We start from the raw sequence: 18541 nt of genomic DNA on the forward strand, positions 1-18541 counted from the left end.
CTCAGTGCGGACGCCTTGGTGGAAACTGCCCATTGCCGACGTCCTCGACATAATGGGCCAGGGCGTCCTGCATCTGCTGGCCGGCTTCAAGATAGCGACGGGCGAAGGGCGGACTTTCGGCTTCCAGGCCCAGCAGATCATGGACAACCAGCACCTGGGCGTCGGTATCCGGACCGGCGCCAATGCCAATGGTGACCGCCTCTATTTCCCGGCTGATGCGGGCAGCGACGGCATCGGGCACGGCCTCCAAAACCACAAAACGTGCTCCGGCTGCACTGAGCGCCGTGGCTTCATGCTGCAGACGTTGCGCTCCGGCATCGCTGGTGCCCTGACGCTGAAAGCTTCCCCATTGCCGGACCCGCTGCGGGGTCAGACCGATATGGGCGCAGATATTGATGCCACGCTCTGCGCAAAAAGCGACTGTGGCGGCCATTTCTGCCCCGCCTTCCAGTTTGATGACGTCGGCTCCGGCACGCAGCAAGGCCCCGGCGGACTCCCAGGCCTGCTCGGGACTTTTTTCATAACTGCCAAAAGGCAGATCGGCGAATACCAGGCAGTCTCCGGCACCACGCTGCACCATCCGGGTGTGGTAGCACATTTGCTCCAGGGTCACATTGAGGGTGTCCTGATCGCCGCACACCACCATGCCCAATGAGTCTCCAACCAACACGCCATGCATGCCGGCTGCGGCCGCAAAGCGCGCCATGGGATAATCATAAGCAGTCACCAAGGCTCTTTTGTGGCCCTGTTGTTTGTCTTTCACCCAGCGGGATATTTTCTTGTGCATATCACTCCTCAATGATGTTCAGGTGATACTTGACTGTTTTAATCAAGTTCTCATTGTGCCGTGCTTCCCGGACAAAATCCAGTTGCTCGGTATTGATATCCAGGCAGGGCGCTGGATAAAGACGACGCCAGTCCTGATAAGCCTGCTGGACTTTGGCCAGATAGCTGCCATCCAGCTTTTGTTCATAGGGGCGGGCTCGGGACAAAATGCGTTCCTGGAGGGTTGCGAGGGGGGCATCAAGAAAAATCAGCAGATCGGCAGGTGTCGGCTGATAGTGCAGCCCCGCCTTGATCTGCTGGAATAACTGCAGCTCATGGGAAGACAGGGTCAGGGGGGTGAATATTTCATCTTTGTGGACACTGTAGTCGCTGATGATATAGAGATTATCGGCGGGAGCCGCCTGCCATTGGGTCTGACGCTGGAGCAAAAACTGCAGTTCGGTCGCCAGTGCCCCGCCAGTCTGGCGGTAGAAGTCGGGCAGGAAAGCGTTGTCTTCGGGCTTTTCCAGTATCAAACTGGCTTGCAAAGTCGCAGCAAGGCGTCTGGCCAGGGTGGTTTTGCCAGCGCCGATGGGCCCTTCAATGCTGATGATGCAGGGGCGGGTCATGCGCTGACTCTGCGGCTGTTAGTTTTGATGGCCGGGGATAGGGCAGCTTCAGGGAGACGGGTAACTGACTGGGATTGAACGGCCTCCAGATAATCGGCAATGCACCCGCATCCGGGCAGCACCAAGCCAGGATCGTATTCTGCCAGAGGAATCAGCACAAAAGCTCTTTCAGTCAGGCGGGGGTGAGGAACGCGCAGGGCCGGATCAGTGGAAATCAGATCGCCATAGCTGAGTATATCGAGGTCGAGGACGCGTGGACCCCAGAAGATTTCGGTAGTACGCTGCCGGCCTGCAAGGGCTTCGAGATATTGCAGGCGAGCCAGCAATGCCCCGGCAGTCAAGCGGGTGTCCAGGCGGGCTACGGCATTGATGAAAGCCGGTTGTTCAACCCCACCCACGGGATCAGTGCGATACAAAAGGGAGTGCCAGAGTAGTTCGGAATCCGGCAACCCGGCCAATGCTGCCAGAGCCTTCTGCACCTGTTCAACCGGCTGCTCCATATTGCTGCCGATACTGATCCAAGCAATTACCGAGGGTTCGTTGGCAGAATGCCCTGTTTGATCAACCATTGTTGCGCTGTTTCCTTGTCTGCTATGTCCCTGTCCAGTTGGGCGTCCCGTAGGCGTTTCAGAATATCCCCCAGTGACGGCCCTGCTGATAGTCCCAGTGTCTGCAGCTCCTGTCCGTTGAACACCGGCTGGAGAGACTTTTGCTCTTGCAAATAAAGGCGGGCACTGTCTGTGACTGCGCGGTCATGGGGATTTATCGCCATGGCCGCCAGTATGCCCGCGAGCGAGCAAGCTTGCCAGATATTTGCTCTCTGACTGGGGCGAATGGCCTGTGCAATGCGCCGAGGCAGATCAGGGAGGATGCGCAGGTCGGCCTCCAGTCGGTTCCGATCCGGGATGGGCCATTGATCAAGAGTGCGTTGTATCTCGGTCCAGGACAAATCCTGCCAGAGCAGGATGAGCATGAGGGTAGAGACCGCTATGTTTTCCTCGGGAAATTGTTGTTGCAGCCACTGGATTTGCTCCTGACCCCGTCCAAGCAAAGCCTGCATGGCGTGAATATCCATCGGCACGGGACGCAGCAAAAACCAGAGATTCCATTCGGATAACAGGGATAATGCCTTGGGTAAAGCATCCAGTTCGAGCAGATAGCGTATCTCCCGCCACAGTCGCGCCGCACTAAGCCGGGCAAAAATGTCGTCTTGCAAGGCATCTTGGAGCTGTTGCCGGCTCTCCGGAACGAGGTTCATCTGAAATCGCGTCGCAAAGCGCAGACCGCGTAAAATCCGCGTCGGATCATCCCAAAATGAACGGGAATGCAGGGTGCGCAGCTGCCCGCGTTGCAGATCTATCCGTCCCCCATAAGGGTCAAGCAGTGTAGCAAAATTTTCGGGATCCAGTGGCAGGGCCATGGCATTGATCGTGAAGTCACGCCTGATCAGATCTTCGTCGATGTCGCCGGGTCGAACTTCCGGCAAAGCGGCCGGTGCAGGGTAGTGTTCCACCCGGCATTGGGCCAAATCCAGGGAAAATCCCTGGGAATCTTGCAGGGTGGCCGTGCCAAAACGCGCATGATATTGATAATCGCCGCCGGGGATCTGTGCCTTGCAGGCTTCCGCCAGGGACCGGACATCGCCCTCAACGGCCACATCCAGATCCGGCGCATCACGCTGCAGGAATAAGTCCCGGACTGCACCGCCGACCAGATAGGCCGGCGTGCCCAGTTGCTGCGCAATATTACCTATCTGCTGCAGATATTGCAGTCTGTCGGTACCCCACTGTTTTTTTAGCAGGGGGAGAAGGTTGAGGCGATGAGCTTCCATGACATGCACAGGGGGCGCGACCCGTCAGTCGTTGTCCGCCACTCTCTCCGTGCTATCTACACTCTGGGTGGCAGCGTTGTCGTTGCGCGGATTCCGGCGCCGACGCCGTCTGGGACGACGGCTGCGGGTCGCTGGCAATGGACCGAGAGCAGTTTCCTGACCGTTTTCTTCGAGCCGCGCAGCTTCAATCAGAGTGCGCCGACCCTCATGATCTGCCGCCTGAAATTGCTCCCACCAGGCGGCCAGTTCGGCAGGAATTTCTCCAGCCTGACTGCGCAGCAACAAAAAATCATAGGCTGCCCGGAAACGTGGATGGGCCAGCAATGCGTGCGGACGTCTGCCGCCTCTGCGCAGGAAACGCGCCTGCAGATCCCAGATCTCGCGCATGGGCAAGGAGAAACGCCGGGGTACCGCAACCCGTCCCAGACAATCCTGGAGAATATCACCGGCGGCTTGCTGCAGGGCAATGGCAGCCGGTTTGCCTTGCTGTTCCAGCACCTGACTCTGTTGCTGCAAAACGGGCCAGAATAGCGCGGCAAACAAAAAGGCCGGGGTCACGGATTTGTTGTCGCGGACCCGCTGGTCGGTGCCTTCTAAGGCACCTTGCAATAAAATTCGCGCAGGTTCAGCGTTATCCATATCCAGGATGGCATCCACTTGCGGGAACAAAGCCGCAAACAAGCCATGCTGACGAAGCTGTTCAAAGCTGGAGCGGGCATTGCCGTTGAGAAACAGCTTAAGGGTTTCCTCAAAGAGCCGCGCTGAAGGTACTTCCTGCAAACAATCCCGACAGGTATGAATGGGCGCGCGGGCGGCTTCATCCAGAGAAAATCCGAGTTTGGCAGCAAAGCGCACCGCCCGTAACATACGCACCGGATCCTCGCGATAACGTTGTTCGGGATCACCAATGATGCGCAGGCGACCTGCGCGCAGGTCTTCCATACCGGTGGAAAAATCCAGAATGCTGCGATCGGCAATATTGTAGTACAGAGCATTGGCGGTGAAATCCCGGCGGCGGGCATCTTCTTCTAGGGAGCCGTAAACATTGTCCGCGAGAATGCGCCCGCTTTCGCTGCGCTCGCTGGCCTGGTTCCGTTTGCCGTCGCTGGCTCCGCGAAAGGTAGCCACCTCAATGATTTCACTGCCAAACTGTACATGCACCAGGATAAAGCGCCGGCCGATCAGGCGGGCGTTGCGGCGAAACAGCCTGCGTACCTGTTCGGGATGGGCATCCGTAGCCACGTCAAAATCCTTGGGTTCGCGGCCGAGCAGCAGATCCCGGACCCCGCCACCGACCATATAGGCCTGGAAGCCTGCCTTGTGTAAGCCGTTCAACACCTGCAGGGCACCGTCGCTGATGTCCCGGCGGGAAATGTTGTGATCGGCACGCGGGGTGACGGTGGCACCGGGAATCTGTACTGGCAGCGGAGTCGATACATCCACCGCAGTGTCCGAAACCGGCTCTGCAAGATTTAACTGACTGGTTATAAATGATTTTAAAGATACCAAGCTGGGTCCCTAGTGCGGGTGGTCTGTCCATCTCGGCGACAGTGTACCTGAAATTTTCAGGAAAAGCAGTGGCTAGAGTTACTACTTATGGTGTGCAAAGCTAAGCCCTATTTTTGAGAACCTATATCACCCAATAGCCACTCACAAAGAAAGCAACTTGGATAATCAGTGCAATAGCAGACAAGCTGAGAAGGGTGAAGCTCGTTATTTTGTGTTCATTGTTTTGATAATATAACCCGGCGGCAATGAAAATGGGTATATCAATATAAAGCAGCCTTACTGTTGAAGATGGTCCCTGAACAGAGCCAATAAACCACATATAAGCCGATATAACCAGAAAGCTATACATGGATAATAAATATTGTTTGCTTTTATAAAGTATCACGGTTGAAATAATTGCCATGATAATGGTGAAAGAATTGGCAAAATACTCAACCGAGCCTTGTGGTATTTTACCGACCGGTTGCAAGAAGAAAATAGAACGAATGAAACTGCTATACCCCCCTCCAAAAATTGGCGAGAGGACAACTACGTTTATGATTCTTTGAAGGTTGGATTGATATCCCCATGCTTTCTGAACCTCAACAAAGGCAAAGGCATTTCCAAAAGCAAGATGTTGATACAGTATGAAAAAAACGATACCGAAAATGGACAGGATAGCGAATAAAATAAGTTGCGCTATACGCGAAATCATTCCTTTTTTAATCTGCACCATGAATTCTTTGGTATAAGCTAATATCATTGTTGCACTCAAAAATACTAATAGCGCGCCCGCAGCAGTGCTGATACCTGTGGCTATCGCGGCCATGAAGTACTTTTTCCTGTTTAGTGACAGAAATGCAAGGATGACCAGTAGATTCATGATTGAAGTAGGGTAAGCTGACACAAAAAAAGTCGCTCCAGGGTACAGTGCGTATGCCGCTGTGGCAAATAATGAGGCGTTTTCTTTCAATATCGTGCTGGCGAGTGCATGAAAAGCATAAATGGACGTGATTCCAATGAACAGCGCAGGAAGTACAGTAGCAATACCGTTGCGTAATCCGAAAAATTGTCCAAAAAATTTCATGATAATCGGATATAAAGGGAAAAAGGCGATATTTTGTTGCATCAAATCATTGCCATTATATTTATAGCCGTGCTGAGCAATATCCAAGTACCAACCAGCATCCCAGTGAATCAGTGCTTGTAAGACGTTTGCCGTATGAATGTATGTAAAACCAGGAATAAAAAAATAATAACCTAACCACACGCCAATCCAAATGGTTAGTAGAAATGCAATTACAATTTTATCAATGGGTCTTATTTTCAATGTGGTTATCATGATGTTGTGTGTGTCTTTGCCATGTCTGCCGCACCAAATAAATCGGTCGATGTTTGCTTTCTTCGTATATGCGCCCCAGATACTCTCCGATTACCCCCAGGGCCATGAGTTGTACCCCTCCCAGGAAGAGGAGGGTGACCATCATGGAGGGGTAGCCTTTGACGGGGTTGCCGTAAACCAGGGTACTGATCACCAGCCAGATGGCATAGAGAAAGGCCAGCAAAGAAACCGCAAAGCCCAGATAGGCGGCCAGTTGCAAGGGTATCTGGCTGAATGAGGTGATGCCTTCTACGGCAAAATTCCAGAGTTTCCAGTAGTTCCAGGTGGTCTTGCCGCCATGTCGGGGAGCGCGATGATAGTAGACATTGGTGCTGCGAAAACCGACCCAGGCAAACAGTCCTTTCATGAAGCGCCGCCGCTCCGGAAGACTGTGCAAGGCGTCCAGAACCGGGCGTGACAGGAGCCGGAAGTCACCGGTATCAGCGGGTATGTCTACTTCGCTCATGCGGTTGATCACCCGGTAAAAGAAATGGGCAGATGCGCGCTTGAGCCAGGATTCACCGTCCCGGGACAAGCGCACGGCGTTAACCACATCAAACCCTTCTTTCCAGCGTTTGATGAGCTCGGGGATGACTTCTGGAGGGTCCTGAAGATCAGCATCCAGGGGGATGGCGGCATCTCCCCGCGCCGCGTCCAGTCCGGCAGTCAACGCCGCTTCCTTGCCGAAATTGCGTGACAAGTCAATGACCTGAATGCGCGGGTCACGCTGGTGCAGGGCAATCAGTTGCAGGAGGGTGTCATCCTTGCTGCCATCATTGATGCAGATCATTTCCCAGGGTTCCTGGCAGGCATCCATGATACTGCAAATGCGCGCGTATAACGTCGCCAGATTGGCCGATTCATTATGACAGGGAACAATGATGGAAACGGTCATGGGCAGTGGGTGGTTATAATATCTCTGAATTCTCTCGAAAGCTACTGTTGATTACTGAGTAAGTCAATTTTTTAGCCAGACACCCTCTGGAAAAACACCGATGCTTTGGCTATATTACGGGATGCCTTTTATCATAGGGCTGGGATGCCAAACCCGGCCCTTTTTCTGTTTAGGGGTGACTCAACTATGCAATTGATCGGCGAAGCTCTCACCTTTGATGACGTATTACTGGTTCCTGCCCACTCTGCTGTACTCCCCCGCGATGTCCAGATTGCGACACCGTTGACCCGGCGTCTGCGGCTCAATGTGCCGCTGCTTTCCGCTGCCATGGACACGGTGACTGAAGCCGCCATGGCTATCGGTATGGCCCAGGAGGGAGGCATCGGAATTATGCACAAGAATATGTCGCCGGATCAGCAGGCGGCATTGGTTCGGCGGGTCAAAAAGTTCGAAGCCGGTGTCATCAAGGACCCCATCACCACACGTCCCGAGGTGAGTATTCGGGAGGTCCTGCAAGTCATGGCCCTGCATGGTATTTCCGGGGTGCCGGTAGTGGAGGATGAGCGACTGGCAGGGATTGTCACCCATCGGGATCTGCGCTTTGAAACCCGCATGGATGCGCCGGTGAGCAGTGTGATGACACCCCGTGAGCGTTTGGTGACGGTGGCCGAAGGAACCAGCCTTGATGCGACCAAGGCTTTGCTACATCAACATCGTATTGAAAAAATACTGGTGGTGAATGATCGCTTTGAGTTGCGGGGTTTGATTACCGTCAAGGATATTCGCAAGGCCACGGAACATCCACTGGCCTGTCGGGATGCCCAGGGGCGCTTGCTGGTGGGCGCGGCAGTGGGCGTCGGCGAGGGTACGGATTTGCGGGTGCAGGCGCTGGCTGAAGCTGGAGTGGATGTCATCATCGTCGATACAGCCCACGGCCACAGTCAGGGCGTGCTGGATCGGGTACGCTGGATCAAGGAGCATTATCCCGACGTGGACGTGATAGGCGGCAACATTGCTACCGGAGAAGCGGCCCTGGCGCTGGTGGAAGCCGGTGCCGACGGGGTGAAGGTCGGGATTGGTCCCGGTTCCATTTGTACGACCCGGATTGTCGCCGGGGTCGGCGTGCCCCAGGTAACGGCCATCAGCAACGTCGCCGATGCCCTCGCTCATACGGGAGTTCCCTTGATTGCCGATGGAGGCATTCGTTTTTCCGGAGATTTTGCCAAAGCACTGGCAGCCGGCGCCCATTCGGTGATGGTCGGCGGGCTTCTGGCGGGTACCGACGAAGCACCGGGAGAAATCGAACTTTACCAGGGGCGCTCATACAAAGCCTACCGGGGTATGGGATCATTGGGCGCCATGCAGCAGGGATCGGCAGACCGCTATTTCCAGGACGCCAGCCCCGAAGCGCCTAAACTGGTGCCTGAAGGCGTGGAGGGCAGAGTACCTTACAAGGGGCCGGCCGGCCAGGTGATTCATCAATTGCTCGGGGGCCTGCGTTCCAGTATGGGTTATTTGGGAGCCGAAGATCTGGCCGCCTTGCGCAGCCGCGCGCGCTTCATCAAGATCACGCAGGCGGGCGTCCGCGAAAGTCATGTCCACGACGTCAATATCACCAAAGAAGCCCCTAATTACCGGGTGGAGTAGCTCATGCAAGAACGCATCCTGATTCTCGATTTTGGTTCCCAGTTCACCCAGCTGATTGCCCGGCGGGTGCGTGAAGCCCATGTGTACTGTGAAATTCATCCCCACAGCATGTCTCTGACGGACATTCAGAATTGGGAGCCCCAGGGAATCATTTTGTCGGGAGGCCCTTCTTCGGTGCATGATCAGGATGCGCCTATGGTTGATCCGGGTATTTTTGTGCTGGGACTGCCTATTCTCGGTATTTGTTATGGTTTGCAGCTGATGGCCCATGTTTTGGGCGGCAAGGTAGCCAAGGCGGAACACCGGGAATATGGTCGGGCACATATACAGATTCACGATGCCCTGGGCCCTTTGCTGCCCTTTAAAAGCAGTGAAAATACGGAAGAAGTCTGGATGAGCCACGGCGATCGTATCGAAAAAATGCCCGATGGTTTCCGGGTGCTGGCCAGCAGCACCAATTCACCTCTGGCGGCCATTGGTGATCCCATCCGGCATTTTTATGGTGTGCAATTTCACCTGGAAGTGGTGCATACCCCCCGTGGTGCGGAAATGCTGACGGCTTTCGTCCGGGGGGTATGCGCCTGTAACGGGCAATGGACCATGCATTCCTATGTGGAAAGCGCCATCGTCAGTATTCGTGCTCAAGTGGGCAAGGGCAAAGTCATTGCTGCCCTGTCGGGCGGAGTGGACTCGGCGGTGGCCGCAGTGCTGATTCATCGCGCCATTGGTGATCAACTCACCTGTATATTTGTGGATAATGGCCTGTTGCGCTTTGGCGAGTCAGAAAAAGTCCAGACGGTGTTCCGCCACTATTTTCAGATTCCCTTGCAGGTCATCGATGCCCGTCAGCGTTTTCTGGAGGTGTTGGCGCAGGTCACGGATCCGGAAAAAAAGCGCAAGGCCATTGGCAATTTGTTTATCGAAATTTTTGAGGAAGAAGCCAAAAAGGTGGAGGGTGCTGATTTTCTGGCCCAGGGCACCCTTTACCCCGATGTGATCGAGTCGGTTTCCTTCAAAGGCCCCAGCGCCACCATCAAGTCCCATCATAATGTCGGCGGGCTTCCCGAGCGTATGCATCTCAAGCTGGTCGAACCCCTGCGCGAGTTGTTCAAGGATGAGGTCAGGGAGCTGGGTCGGGAATTGGGTATGCCGGAAGAAGTCATTCGTCGCCAGCCCTTCCCCGGCCCCGGTCTGGCCATCCGTTGTCTGGGAGCGATTGATGCACAACGCCTGGAAGTGCTGCGCCGCGCCGACCGCATTGTCATGGAAGAAGTCCGCGAGGCGGGTCTGTATGACCGCCTCTGGCAGGCCTTTGCCGTACTCCTGCCAGTACGCAGTGTGGGCGTCATGGGCGATGCCCGTACCTATGATGAGACCATTGCCCTGCGGGCGGTGGAGTCTTCAGATGGCATGACCGCAGACTGGGCGCACTTGCCCTATGACGTTTTGGGCCGTATTTCCACGCGGATTATCAATGAAGTGGCCGGTATCAACCGGGTGGTTTACGATATTTCTTCCAAGCCACCGGCAACGATCGAATGGGAGTGATTGGGCGACTGGCAATTTCAGCTGCTGCTTGACGGTATGGCGCAACAATTTCATATGTTGACGTCAGGACGATTTCTTCAAAAAACTATGGTATCTTAATAAGATGTTAACTGTTTATTTGGGTAATCATGAAAAATAAATCACCGGAAAAATCACGGAATTTATTACAGATAAAGGCACAGCGCTGGGTTATAAAAATAGGGAGCAGCCTGCTCACGGATGACGGGCGGGGGCTGGACAGGAAGGCAATTCGGGCCTGGGTTCAGCAGATTGTTGCCCTGCGACGTGCGGGTATTGAGGTCATTCTGGTTTCCTCGGGGTCTGTCAGTGCCGGGGTGCAGCGTTTGGGTTGGACACAGCGCCCGGCGAATCTGAAAGAGCGTCAGGCTGCCGCCAGTGTGGGTCAGTCGGCCTTGATTCACACCTATGAAGAACTGCTCCGGGAGGAGGATGTTCCCGCTGAAGTGCCGGTCCATTGCGGTCAGGTACTGTTGACGCATGATGATTTGCGCAGTCGGCGACGCTATTTGAATGCGCGTTCAGCACTGCTGACGCTGCTGGAAATGAATGTTTTACCCATTATCAATGAGAATGACACGGTATCCTACAATGCCATTAATCTGGGTGATAATGACACCCTGGCGGCTGTGGTCAGTAATTTATTGGATGCCGATCTGCTGGTTATTCTGACGGATCAGGATGGCCTGTTTGATGCGGATCCACGCAGTAACCCCGATGCGAAATTGCTCACAGAGGTCAATGCCGGCGCGGCCATGCTGGAAAAAGTAGCGGGTAGTGGTGGCTCCGGAGTCGGGACCGGCGGGATGTTGGCCAAGGTGCGCGCCGCCTCTCGTGCAGCCCGTTCGGGGACCTCTACCATCATTGCCAATGGGCGCTGCCCGGATGTTTTGCTGCGAATTCGGGATGGCGAAGCCCGGGGTACCTTTATTCATGCCCGGCTTCCCAAGCTGGATGCACGTAAGCGTTGGTTGGCTGGACATCTGCGTGCAAGAGGCGTGCTCTATTTGGATGCTGGAGCTGTTCTCGCCTTGAAGCAGGAGGGGGGGAGTCTTTTGCCGGTGGGAGTCACCGCCCTGGAGGGCAATTTTCATCGTGGTGATCTGGTATTGTGCAAAGATCCCGAGGGAAATGAATTCGCCCGAGGGCTGGTCAATTGGGATGCGAGCGTAGCGCAACGCTGTCTGGGCAGGAAAAGCGGTGAAATCGCCGATGATCCGGATGCCGCTGAAGGCATCCTGATACATCGCGATAATTTATTGATTCATTGAGGACCGGATTCCAGAGGATCCTGGGCTTTTCCCGTGGTCCCGTTGATCGGCAGAATCTGGCTGGGAATGATATGCACATCCTGTTGCTGATGGGCCAGGCGGATATGATGACGCAGCAGGCTTTCTACCACGGATGCCCGTAAATCGGTTTGTACATTGAAGCTTTTATTGCAATCATCCAGATAGACGCGCAAATAAAATTGCAGGGCATTTTCACTGACATCCAGTAACAGGGCGGTTGGTGGAATACCACGCGGATCATCCTGCAAAACATCGGGATGATTTTGTCCTTCCTTGACCAGCAGTTCCTTGACCAGCTCAATATCCGCACTGTGCGCCACATTAAAGGGAATCATCAAGCGCAGCACATTGTTGGTGTACATCCAGTTGGTGACCTGTCCGGAAATGAGTTCGGAATTGGGTACAAAGACCTCCGTGCGATCAAAGGTTAGAATCAGGGTGTAGCGAATGCTCATTTTTTGGACATATCCCTGAGTAGTGCCCACCTGAATCCAGTCGCCTACACGGATGGGCCTTTCCAGTAATAAAATCAATCCGGACACAAAATTATTGACGATGTTCTGTAATCCGAAACCAATACCGACTGATAAAGCTCCGGCAATGATGGCGAGATTATGCAGTGCTACCCCTGCGGTGGAGAGGCCGACCAATATGGCGATAATGAAGCCCGTATAGCGAATAATGGAGAGTATGGAGTGTCTTGCACCACTTTCCATGTGACCGATGATGCGAGAATTGTCGGAAAGATATCTTTGTATGAATGCGTTGATGTTAAAGAGCAGTATCAGCAGAGCAATGGCGATAATCCAGCGAAATGGCTGAATGTGAAAAGTGCCAACGGTAAAACCGGTAATAAAATATTTCCAGATCAGGGAAAATCCGGTATGAGTTAATCCCCAGGCATAGAGAACAAATGCCGCAATGCCAAGCCAGACAGCAATATGACTGAGAGCACTGAACCAACCGAGCCAAGGCAGCGGCTGTTCATCATTCAGTCCGAGGCGTTGCTTGAGAGCATGCTGCCAGCGCCCGTTTTTGCGGGCGGTGTAATTCCAGAAATCACTGAGTCCCCAGGAAACAAACAAGCCACAACCGAGGGCCAGCAGGGACATTAAAAGACCAAAAAACAGATAGTCTGTGAGATTGCGATAGCCCATCAGGGTAAACAGCGCGGTAGCCAACAGCGCAATCAGAATGATGATCCGTAAAAATGGATAGGCTCGAAAAGGTTTTTTAGCCCCGGCCACCCATACCAGACGGAAAACGGCAGTCAGCATCAAAAGATGATAAATGGACCAAAAAAACGCTTGTTGTTGCGGGTTGAGATAATCTTGTGGATCGGTTATCAACCATGCTGTGGCAAAGGCAGAAAGCAGGGCGATAAAGCGCAGATTGCGTAAGGTGGAACGCAGGGATTTCGGTCCCCAGGCGAAATGATGAAAAACCATGCCACTGGGGCGTAAAGCCCAGGTGACCAGAATGGCCAGCAAGGCGTAAACACCCCAGGTAAACAGGATGATCCGCACCAGTGGAGAAAATACATCTGTAAGATGTGCAACCAGCATTGTGGTCCCCACTCCCGCTATGATGGGCAGGTAGTGATACAGACTTTTTTGTGCAGCGGATAACTGAGTGCCGTGATCGGCGCTTTCCGGCAGTGATTTGCGCACGATCAATAGCAGTAAGAAAACAAATAACCCCACAGCGATAGCTATTTGCAGATTCTTTTGGACGAGAATAAAATGATCATGATGTTGTAGCCAGTAATTTTTTTCCTGAGTCCAGGTAGCGCTGTTGACGGCTGTCAATGTTGTCAATTGAGCCCAGATATTTTGGTCCTGGCGTAACAAAAATCGCGCGTGGAGGCTTTCGCGGGTACTGTCCACCTCTTGATCAAGATCCGTGCTGGCCACAGCCAGCACCTTGCAGGTGGCTATTTCTCCCTGGAGGTTTTTTTGGCGATTACCCAGCTTTATTCTTAGCGCCGAAAGATTGGCAGGTTCACCGGTAACGGCCGGCCCCAGAATTCCCAGTCCGTTATCAGTTTGTTTGAGCTGTTTGTTTTTGTTATTAATGCAATGTTCCGCATTGTCTTTAATAATATTGATGCTTTTATGCCAGTCGAGAAGTTGCTGCATGGAAGCCGGCTGTTCAAGGCCAGAATGGATTTCCTGCAGAGTCTTGCTGTCCTGGGTAATGATTGCGCTAGTGGACGCATACGCAGTAAATGGTAATATCAATATAAAAAAGAGAATAATTTTGACAAAAACTGAGCGAGCAGATAATGATGAAATATAAGTATTCGGTGAAATCGAAAAAGATATTTTTCGTTTTGCCACAATAACTCCCCTGAAAGAAGAATAAATAATGCATAATGCAATAGTGTTTTCCTTGATAATATACCATAACACGCATGGGGCGACCAATCGTTGCCGATTTACTGCTGCAAGTTTTGGGAATCGCCAAGACGTGAGAGAGCATCTTGAAGGGGCTTGATGTCGCTGTAAGGCGACAATAGGTCAGTGTTTTCAGGGTTTGGTGCAGCTGGTTAGGTGCGAAAGTATCCCACTATTAATATTGAAAACCCCATAAAAAGTAGGTGGTTGTCATGGATTATCCGGCAATGAAGCAGTGCTTCAAAAAATTGGCATGCATATTGCTTAATATACTTAAACCGATTGTGCTGAAAAAAAGGATCTGCCATGAAAAAGTCATTGACCCATATGCTCGTTGCTTTTTTGATTGCTACGCCCTTTTTGGCTTTGGGCAGCTTTGTGCATGCTGTCACCCCCCTCCATGGAGGGGGGGCAGCGGTTCAAGCCCATGCTGCCGTGAAGCCGGGCTTTGCAGCCGTTCGTGATGCTCGCCAGACTGTGGCGCATCTGGAATCGGCCAAATGGTTGCAACTGCGCAAACCCCATTCTGCCATCCGTACCTGGTCTCTCTAACTGGCTAATGCCCGACGGGCACTGCGTTTCAATAAAGGCAGTGCCATTTTTTGCAGGGTGGGGGGGAGTGCTACTGGCTTGAGCAGCATTTTAATCGCCATATCAAAGGGATAATGGCGGCTGACCCAGTCACCCATCCGTTCTCGAAATGCCGCAAAATCCTTGCCGGAAAAGGTCTGCCCCGGGTTTTTCACTTCAAAGGCACTTTTGATGGCGAGATAACTGTCTTCCTGATCTGCTTCAGATACTCTTTTCCAGAGTTCCCGTCCAATGCGCCAACGCGAATTTTTCTCGCGGCGCTGGTATTCCTGAAAAAACTTGTAGAAGTATTTGTAATGATGCACTTCATCGGCACGAATACGTCCTGCCAGCAAGCGGAGCACGGGTTCCGGACTGGCTGCCTGAATCATGGTGTAAAAACTTGCAGTACCTGTTTCGACGACACAGCGGGATGCCATTTCCAGGGCCTGGGTGGGTCCCAGTAAATCCGTCTGGCAGTAAGGCTTATAGGCTTTGACGAAGCGCTGATATGCCCGATCCCAGTCAAAATCCGGCCAGACCTCCAGCACATAAGTTTTCAGAGCCAAACCGTGTTGGACTTCTTCCTGTTCCCACTGTTGGTTGAGCCAAGTGGTGGCGGGAAGATTTTCTTGAAAGTACTCCACCAGGTTACTGGCATAAAGATCAGACAGAGTTTCGACAAAGGAGGCGCCAGCCAGCAGATAAAACCAGTCTGTTTGATCTTTGATGCTGGTTTTCTCGATACCGGCATAGGGAATATCCGCAACCGACCAGGTCGGATGTGTTCTAACAGCGTGCATGGATTGAGTCTGTCTCCTGCGCATGAAATACCATCGGGTCAACCATCATAGCCCATATCCGGGTCATTGACTCCAGCCCGAGCAAAAGCGGCCCTTCTTTTCAGGCATTGTGGGCAGAAACCGCAAGCTGGCGTGCGGCCGAGCAGGCAACTGTAGGTTTTTGCCCAGGGAACCCCCAGATCATTACCGTACTGAATGATAGCGTCTTTGCCAAGATGGATGAGTGGTGTTTCCAGTTGTAGACCCAGGCTGCCCAGGGTATCGCGAATGGCGCTTTGAAACGCCGGTCGGGAGCAGGCATCGACTGCTGCATCATCGGCACTCAGTCCCATGACTATACGCTTGATGTTCATATTGCTGGCTATGGCTGCTACCGCAGCAATGGCTACAAAATTACGATGGGGTAGGGGAACGTGATAACGCGCGGTGCGCAGGGCGCCGACGGCATTCCCGAAGGCCGAAAGGTCATAGCGTTGCGGCAGGATACGCAGCTTTGCACTCAGGGTTTGCACCGCCTGCCACTCTTGCCGGGTGGCACGCTGGGCATAATCCAGAAAAACCGGTTGGGGTTGTTCCTGCCGGGCGAGATGAAACAGCAGGGTACTGCTTTCCACGCCGCCACTCATGAGCAGCAGGCAACGGCTGTCTGGTGACAACGGCTCTGGCTGGCGTATGATCGGTGCGGATTCGGAACGGGTATTCATGGGGGCTAAAGATAACATGAGTTCGTGTATAAGGGTGCATCCGGTGAATCCCCAATTGCGCCTGCTGGAGCCGGCGCTGGATGTTCTCCGAGCGGGAGGATTGATCGTTTTTCCGACAGACACCTGTTACGCCTTGGGGTGTATGGTGGGTGCCCGTGATGCCCAGGAGCGTTTGCGGCGGATCCGGCAACTGGATTTGCAGCATGATCTTTCCCTGCTTTTTTCAGGTATTGCTCAACTGGCTGAATATGCCAAGCTGGATGATCGTGCTTTTGCTCTGCTGCGCAAGGCTCTGCCGGGACCCTACACGTTTATTCTGCCGGCTACCAAAGATGTGCCCCGAAGGCTGGCGGACCCCAAAAAGCGAAGTATCGGCGTACGTATTCCGGCTCATCCCCTGTGTGAAATGCTCCTGGCAGAGCTGGGTGAACCCTTGATGAGTTCGACCTTACAGCTTCCCGATAGGGATTTGCCCCTGACAGATCCGGAAGAAATTTGCACGCTTTTGGGAAATCAGGTGGACACCGTCATTGTGGCGGAGCAGGGCCGTGCCAAGTGCTCGACGGTGATTGATATGTTGCAGTGGCCGCCGCAGTTGCGACGCAAGGGGGTCGGGGATCCGGCGGCTTTAGGTATCGATGCCTAGTGGCAGCCCATGGCAGCATTAGGTAGCCATAGCTCCTGCTGATATACTTCCGGCCATGTTTGATCTCACGCATTTTATCCGTACTCTGGCGATCTGGGCGATTCCGGTATTGTTTGCCATCACGGTGCATGAGGTCGCCCATGGATGGGTGGCCTGGAAGCGCGGCGACCCCACGGCGATGCTCATGGGCCGACTGACGCTGAATCCCATCAAGCACATTGATCCTTTTGGTACCATTTTGTTGCCGGGCATTTTGTTGCTCTTTCATTCCCCGTTTCTGTTTGGTTATGCCAAACCGGTACCAGTCAATTTTGCGGGCCTGAAAAAGCCTAAAAGTGATATGGTCTGGGTGGCGATTGCCGGTCCCGCAGCCAATTTGTTGATGGCTATCTTCTGGACGATGGTGTTGTGGTTGGGCGGACATCTGCCCGGGGCTCTGGCTTATGTGGCCGAGCCCATGCAGTTGATGGGCGAGGCGGGTATCATCATCAATGTCATTCTCATCATTTTCAACCTGATTCCGATTCCGCCGCTGGATGGGGGGCGAGTGGCGGTTGGCCTGTTGCCCGCTTCCGCCAGCATCGCCCTCAGTCGGGTTGAACCCTACGGATTCATCATTCTCATCGTGCTGCTGTTCACCGGCATTTTGTGGTCCGTGTTGGGGCCTTTGTTTTTATGGATTTATCATTTTTTTCTGGCAGTAGGTGGCGGATCATGAAAGAAATCATCGTGTCGGGAATGCGTCCTACCGGACGTCTGCATATTGGCCATTACCACGGTGTGTTGAAAAATTGGGTGCGTTTGCAGGATGAAGGAGAATGCTACTTTTTTGTCGCTGACTGGCATGCCCTGACCACCCATTATGAAACTACGCAGGGCATTTCCATGGCCGTCTGGGATATGCTGGTCGAATGGCTGGCGGTAGGCATAGACCCGGAAAAGGCGGTGCTCTTCATTCAGTCCCAGGTGCCCCAACATGCGGAATTATCCCTGCTGCTGGGGATGCTGACGCCCTTGTCCTGGCTGGAACGGGTGCCGACCTTCAAGGATCAGCAGGAAAAACTCCGGGAACGTGACCTGGCGACTTTCGGTTTTCTGGGATATCCCTTGTTGATGACGGCCGACATCCTCCTCTATGCAGCCCAGCAGGTCCCAGTGGGTGCCGATCAGGTGGCCCATTTGGAAATCAGCAGGGAATTGGCACGGCGTTTCAACAGTTTTTACGGCCGGGATGCAGAAACCCTGGAACTGGTCGATAAGGCTCTGAAAGCTATGGGAAAGAGCGCTGCCAAAACTTTTGCGCGCTTACACAGCGTTTTCAACAAGAGGGTGATGTGTCGGCGGTCACGGAAGCCGCTGATTTTCTCCGGCAGCAGGCGGGATTGAGTCCGGCGATGCAGGCCCAGTTGCTGGCCCATCTGGAGGGAAAAGGGCGGGAGATTCTTCGGGAGCCCCAGGCATTGTTGACCGAAGCCTCCAAATTGCCGGGACTGGATGGTCAGAAAATGAGTAAATCCTACGGCAATACGATTCCGTTGCGGGAGGATCCTGCCGTAATACAGAAAAAAATTCGTACCATGCCCACAGACCCTGCCCGCGTCTTGCGCACCGATCCGGGGACTCCGGAAAAATGTCCGGTATGGGGTTTTCATCAGGTCTATTCCAGTCCGGAAACCAGACAATGGGTCAGGCAGGGCTGTACCAGTGCCGGAATTGGCTGCGTGGATTGCAAGCAGCCGGTGATTGATGCCGTGCTGGCGGAGTTGGCCCCCATGCGCGAGCGGGCGGAATACTGGGCGGCGCGCCCGGAACAACTCCGTGAAATTGTCCATGCCGGTGCTCAACGCGCCCGCCACAAGGCCGAGCAGACCATGGAGAAAGTCCGGGCAGCCATGGGGTTGGCCCATGCGCGAGGAATGGGCTGAGTG

At 53.7% G+C, this 18541-nt stretch carries 18 protein-coding genes; 8 read left to right on the forward strand and 10 right to left on the reverse strand.

The window, feature by feature from the left end; translation table 11 throughout:
- Position 1: 1 nt before the first annotated feature.
- From panB to AC2VLR_RS06605, 7 genes are all read right to left on the reverse strand, one after another.
- Entirely contained in the window at positions 2-787 is a 786-nt protein-coding gene (panB, locus tag AC2VLR_RS06575) for a 3-methyl-2-oxobutanoate hydroxymethyltransferase (protein WP_486881405.1), read from the reverse strand.
- Between the two features lies 1 nt (position 788).
- The gene (locus AC2VLR_RS06580) at positions 789-1394 is read right to left on the reverse strand and encodes a deoxynucleoside kinase (RefSeq protein WP_486881406.1); all 606 of its coding nucleotides are present in this window, start codon (positions 1392-1394) and stop codon (positions 789-791) included.
- On the reverse strand, positions 1391-1963 hold the full coding sequence (gene folK, locus AC2VLR_RS06585) for a 2-amino-4-hydroxy-6-hydroxymethyldihydropteridine diphosphokinase (protein ID WP_486881407.1): 573 nt from the start codon (positions 1961-1963) through the stop codon (positions 1391-1393). Before folK ends, AC2VLR_RS06580 begins: the two co-directional genes overlap by 4 nt.
- Positions 1921-3225, reverse strand: coding sequence for a CCA tRNA nucleotidyltransferase (locus tag AC2VLR_RS06590; protein WP_486881408.1), 1305 nt, complete (start codon positions 3223-3225; stop codon positions 1921-1923). The genes folK and AC2VLR_RS06590 overlap by 43 nt, the downstream gene beginning before the upstream one ends.
- Positions 3226-3249: 24 nt before the next feature.
- The gene (pcnB, locus tag AC2VLR_RS06595; RefSeq protein WP_486881409.1) at positions 3250-4668 is read right to left on the reverse strand and encodes a polynucleotide adenylyltransferase PcnB; all 1419 of its coding nucleotides are present in this window, start codon (positions 4666-4668) and stop codon (positions 3250-3252) included.
- 187 nt (positions 4669-4855) lie between these two features.
- Positions 4856-6043: a mannosyltransferase family protein gene (locus tag AC2VLR_RS06600; RefSeq protein ID WP_486881410.1), complete on the reverse strand. Its 1188-nt coding sequence runs from the start codon at positions 6041-6043 to the stop codon at positions 4856-4858.
- Positions 6024-6989, reverse strand: a complete 966-nt coding sequence (locus AC2VLR_RS06605) for a glycosyltransferase family 2 protein (protein ID WP_486881411.1) — start codon at positions 6987-6989, stop codon at positions 6024-6026. The genes AC2VLR_RS06600 and AC2VLR_RS06605 overlap by 20 nt, the downstream gene beginning before the upstream one ends.
- Before the next feature lie 186 nt (positions 6990-7175).
- On the opposite strand from AC2VLR_RS06605, the gene guaB reads away from it, so the two are divergent.
- The 3 genes from guaB (at position 7176) to proB (ending at position 11473) form a co-directional block, all read left to right on the forward strand.
- On the forward strand, positions 7176-8636 hold the full coding sequence (gene guaB, locus AC2VLR_RS06610; protein ID WP_486881412.1) for an IMP dehydrogenase: 1461 nt from the start codon (positions 7176-7178) through the stop codon (positions 8634-8636).
- Between the two features lie 3 nt (positions 8637-8639).
- Positions 8640-10184 carry a glutamine-hydrolyzing GMP synthase gene (guaA, locus tag AC2VLR_RS06615; protein WP_486881413.1) on the forward strand — a complete coding sequence of 515 codons (1545 nt, stop codon included), beginning with the start codon at positions 8640-8642 and terminating at the stop codon, positions 10182-10184.
- A gap of 128 nt (positions 10185-10312) precedes the next feature.
- Positions 10313-11473: a glutamate 5-kinase gene (gene proB / locus AC2VLR_RS06620; RefSeq protein WP_486881414.1), complete on the forward strand. Its 1161-nt coding sequence runs from the start codon at positions 10313-10315 to the stop codon at positions 11471-11473.
- Here proB and AC2VLR_RS06625 read toward each other — a convergent pair.
- A complete protein-coding gene (locus tag AC2VLR_RS06625; protein WP_486881415.1) occupies positions 11467-13632 on the reverse strand; it encodes a mechanosensitive ion channel family protein in 2166 nt (721 codons plus the stop codon). The two genes, proB and AC2VLR_RS06625, sit on opposite strands and share 7 nt — an antisense overlap.
- Positions 13633-14196: 564 nt before the next feature.
- Here AC2VLR_RS06625 and AC2VLR_RS06630 point away from each other — a divergent pair.
- Entirely contained in the window at positions 14197-14442 is a 246-nt protein-coding gene (locus AC2VLR_RS06630) for a hypothetical protein (RefSeq protein ID WP_486881416.1), read from the forward strand.
- Here AC2VLR_RS06630 and AC2VLR_RS06635 read toward each other — a convergent pair.
- Both AC2VLR_RS06635 and AC2VLR_RS06640 read right to left on the reverse strand, forming a co-directional pair.
- Complete coding sequence (locus AC2VLR_RS06635; protein WP_486881417.1) at positions 14439-15263, reverse strand: ferritin-like domain-containing protein; 825 nt, start codon at positions 15261-15263, stop codon at positions 14439-14441. The two genes, AC2VLR_RS06630 and AC2VLR_RS06635, sit on opposite strands and share 4 nt — an antisense overlap.
- Positions 15264-15301: 38 nt before the next feature.
- Entirely contained in the window at positions 15302-15985 is a 684-nt protein-coding gene (locus tag AC2VLR_RS06640; RefSeq protein ID WP_486881418.1) for a 7-cyano-7-deazaguanine synthase, read from the reverse strand.
- 25 nt (positions 15986-16010) lie between these two features.
- Between AC2VLR_RS06640 and AC2VLR_RS06645 the strand changes: the two genes are divergently transcribed.
- From AC2VLR_RS06645 to AC2VLR_RS06660, 4 genes are read left to right on the forward strand one after another with little or no spacing between them, the layout of a single operon-like run.
- Positions 16011-16613 (forward strand): L-threonylcarbamoyladenylate synthase, encoded by a 603-nt coding sequence (locus AC2VLR_RS06645; RefSeq protein ID WP_486881419.1) that lies wholly within the window; start codon positions 16011-16013, stop codon positions 16611-16613.
- 55 nt (positions 16614-16668) lie between these two features.
- The gene (locus tag AC2VLR_RS06650) at positions 16669-17331 is read left to right on the forward strand and encodes a site-2 protease family protein (protein ID WP_215842579.1); all 663 of its coding nucleotides are present in this window, start codon (positions 16669-16671) and stop codon (positions 17329-17331) included.
- A complete protein-coding gene (trpS, locus tag AC2VLR_RS06655; protein WP_486881420.1) occupies positions 17328-17999 on the forward strand; it encodes a tryptophan--tRNA ligase in 672 nt (223 codons plus the stop codon). The genes AC2VLR_RS06650 and trpS overlap by 4 nt, the downstream gene beginning before the upstream one ends.
- Positions 17948-18538, forward strand: a complete 591-nt coding sequence (locus AC2VLR_RS06660) for a nucleotidyl transferase family protein (protein WP_486881421.1) — start codon at positions 17948-17950, stop codon at positions 18536-18538. The genes trpS and AC2VLR_RS06660 overlap by 52 nt, the downstream gene beginning before the upstream one ends.
- Positions 18539-18541: the final 3 nt, after the last annotated feature.

This window comes from Acidithiobacillus sp. TH-A117 (assembly GCF_057473465.1).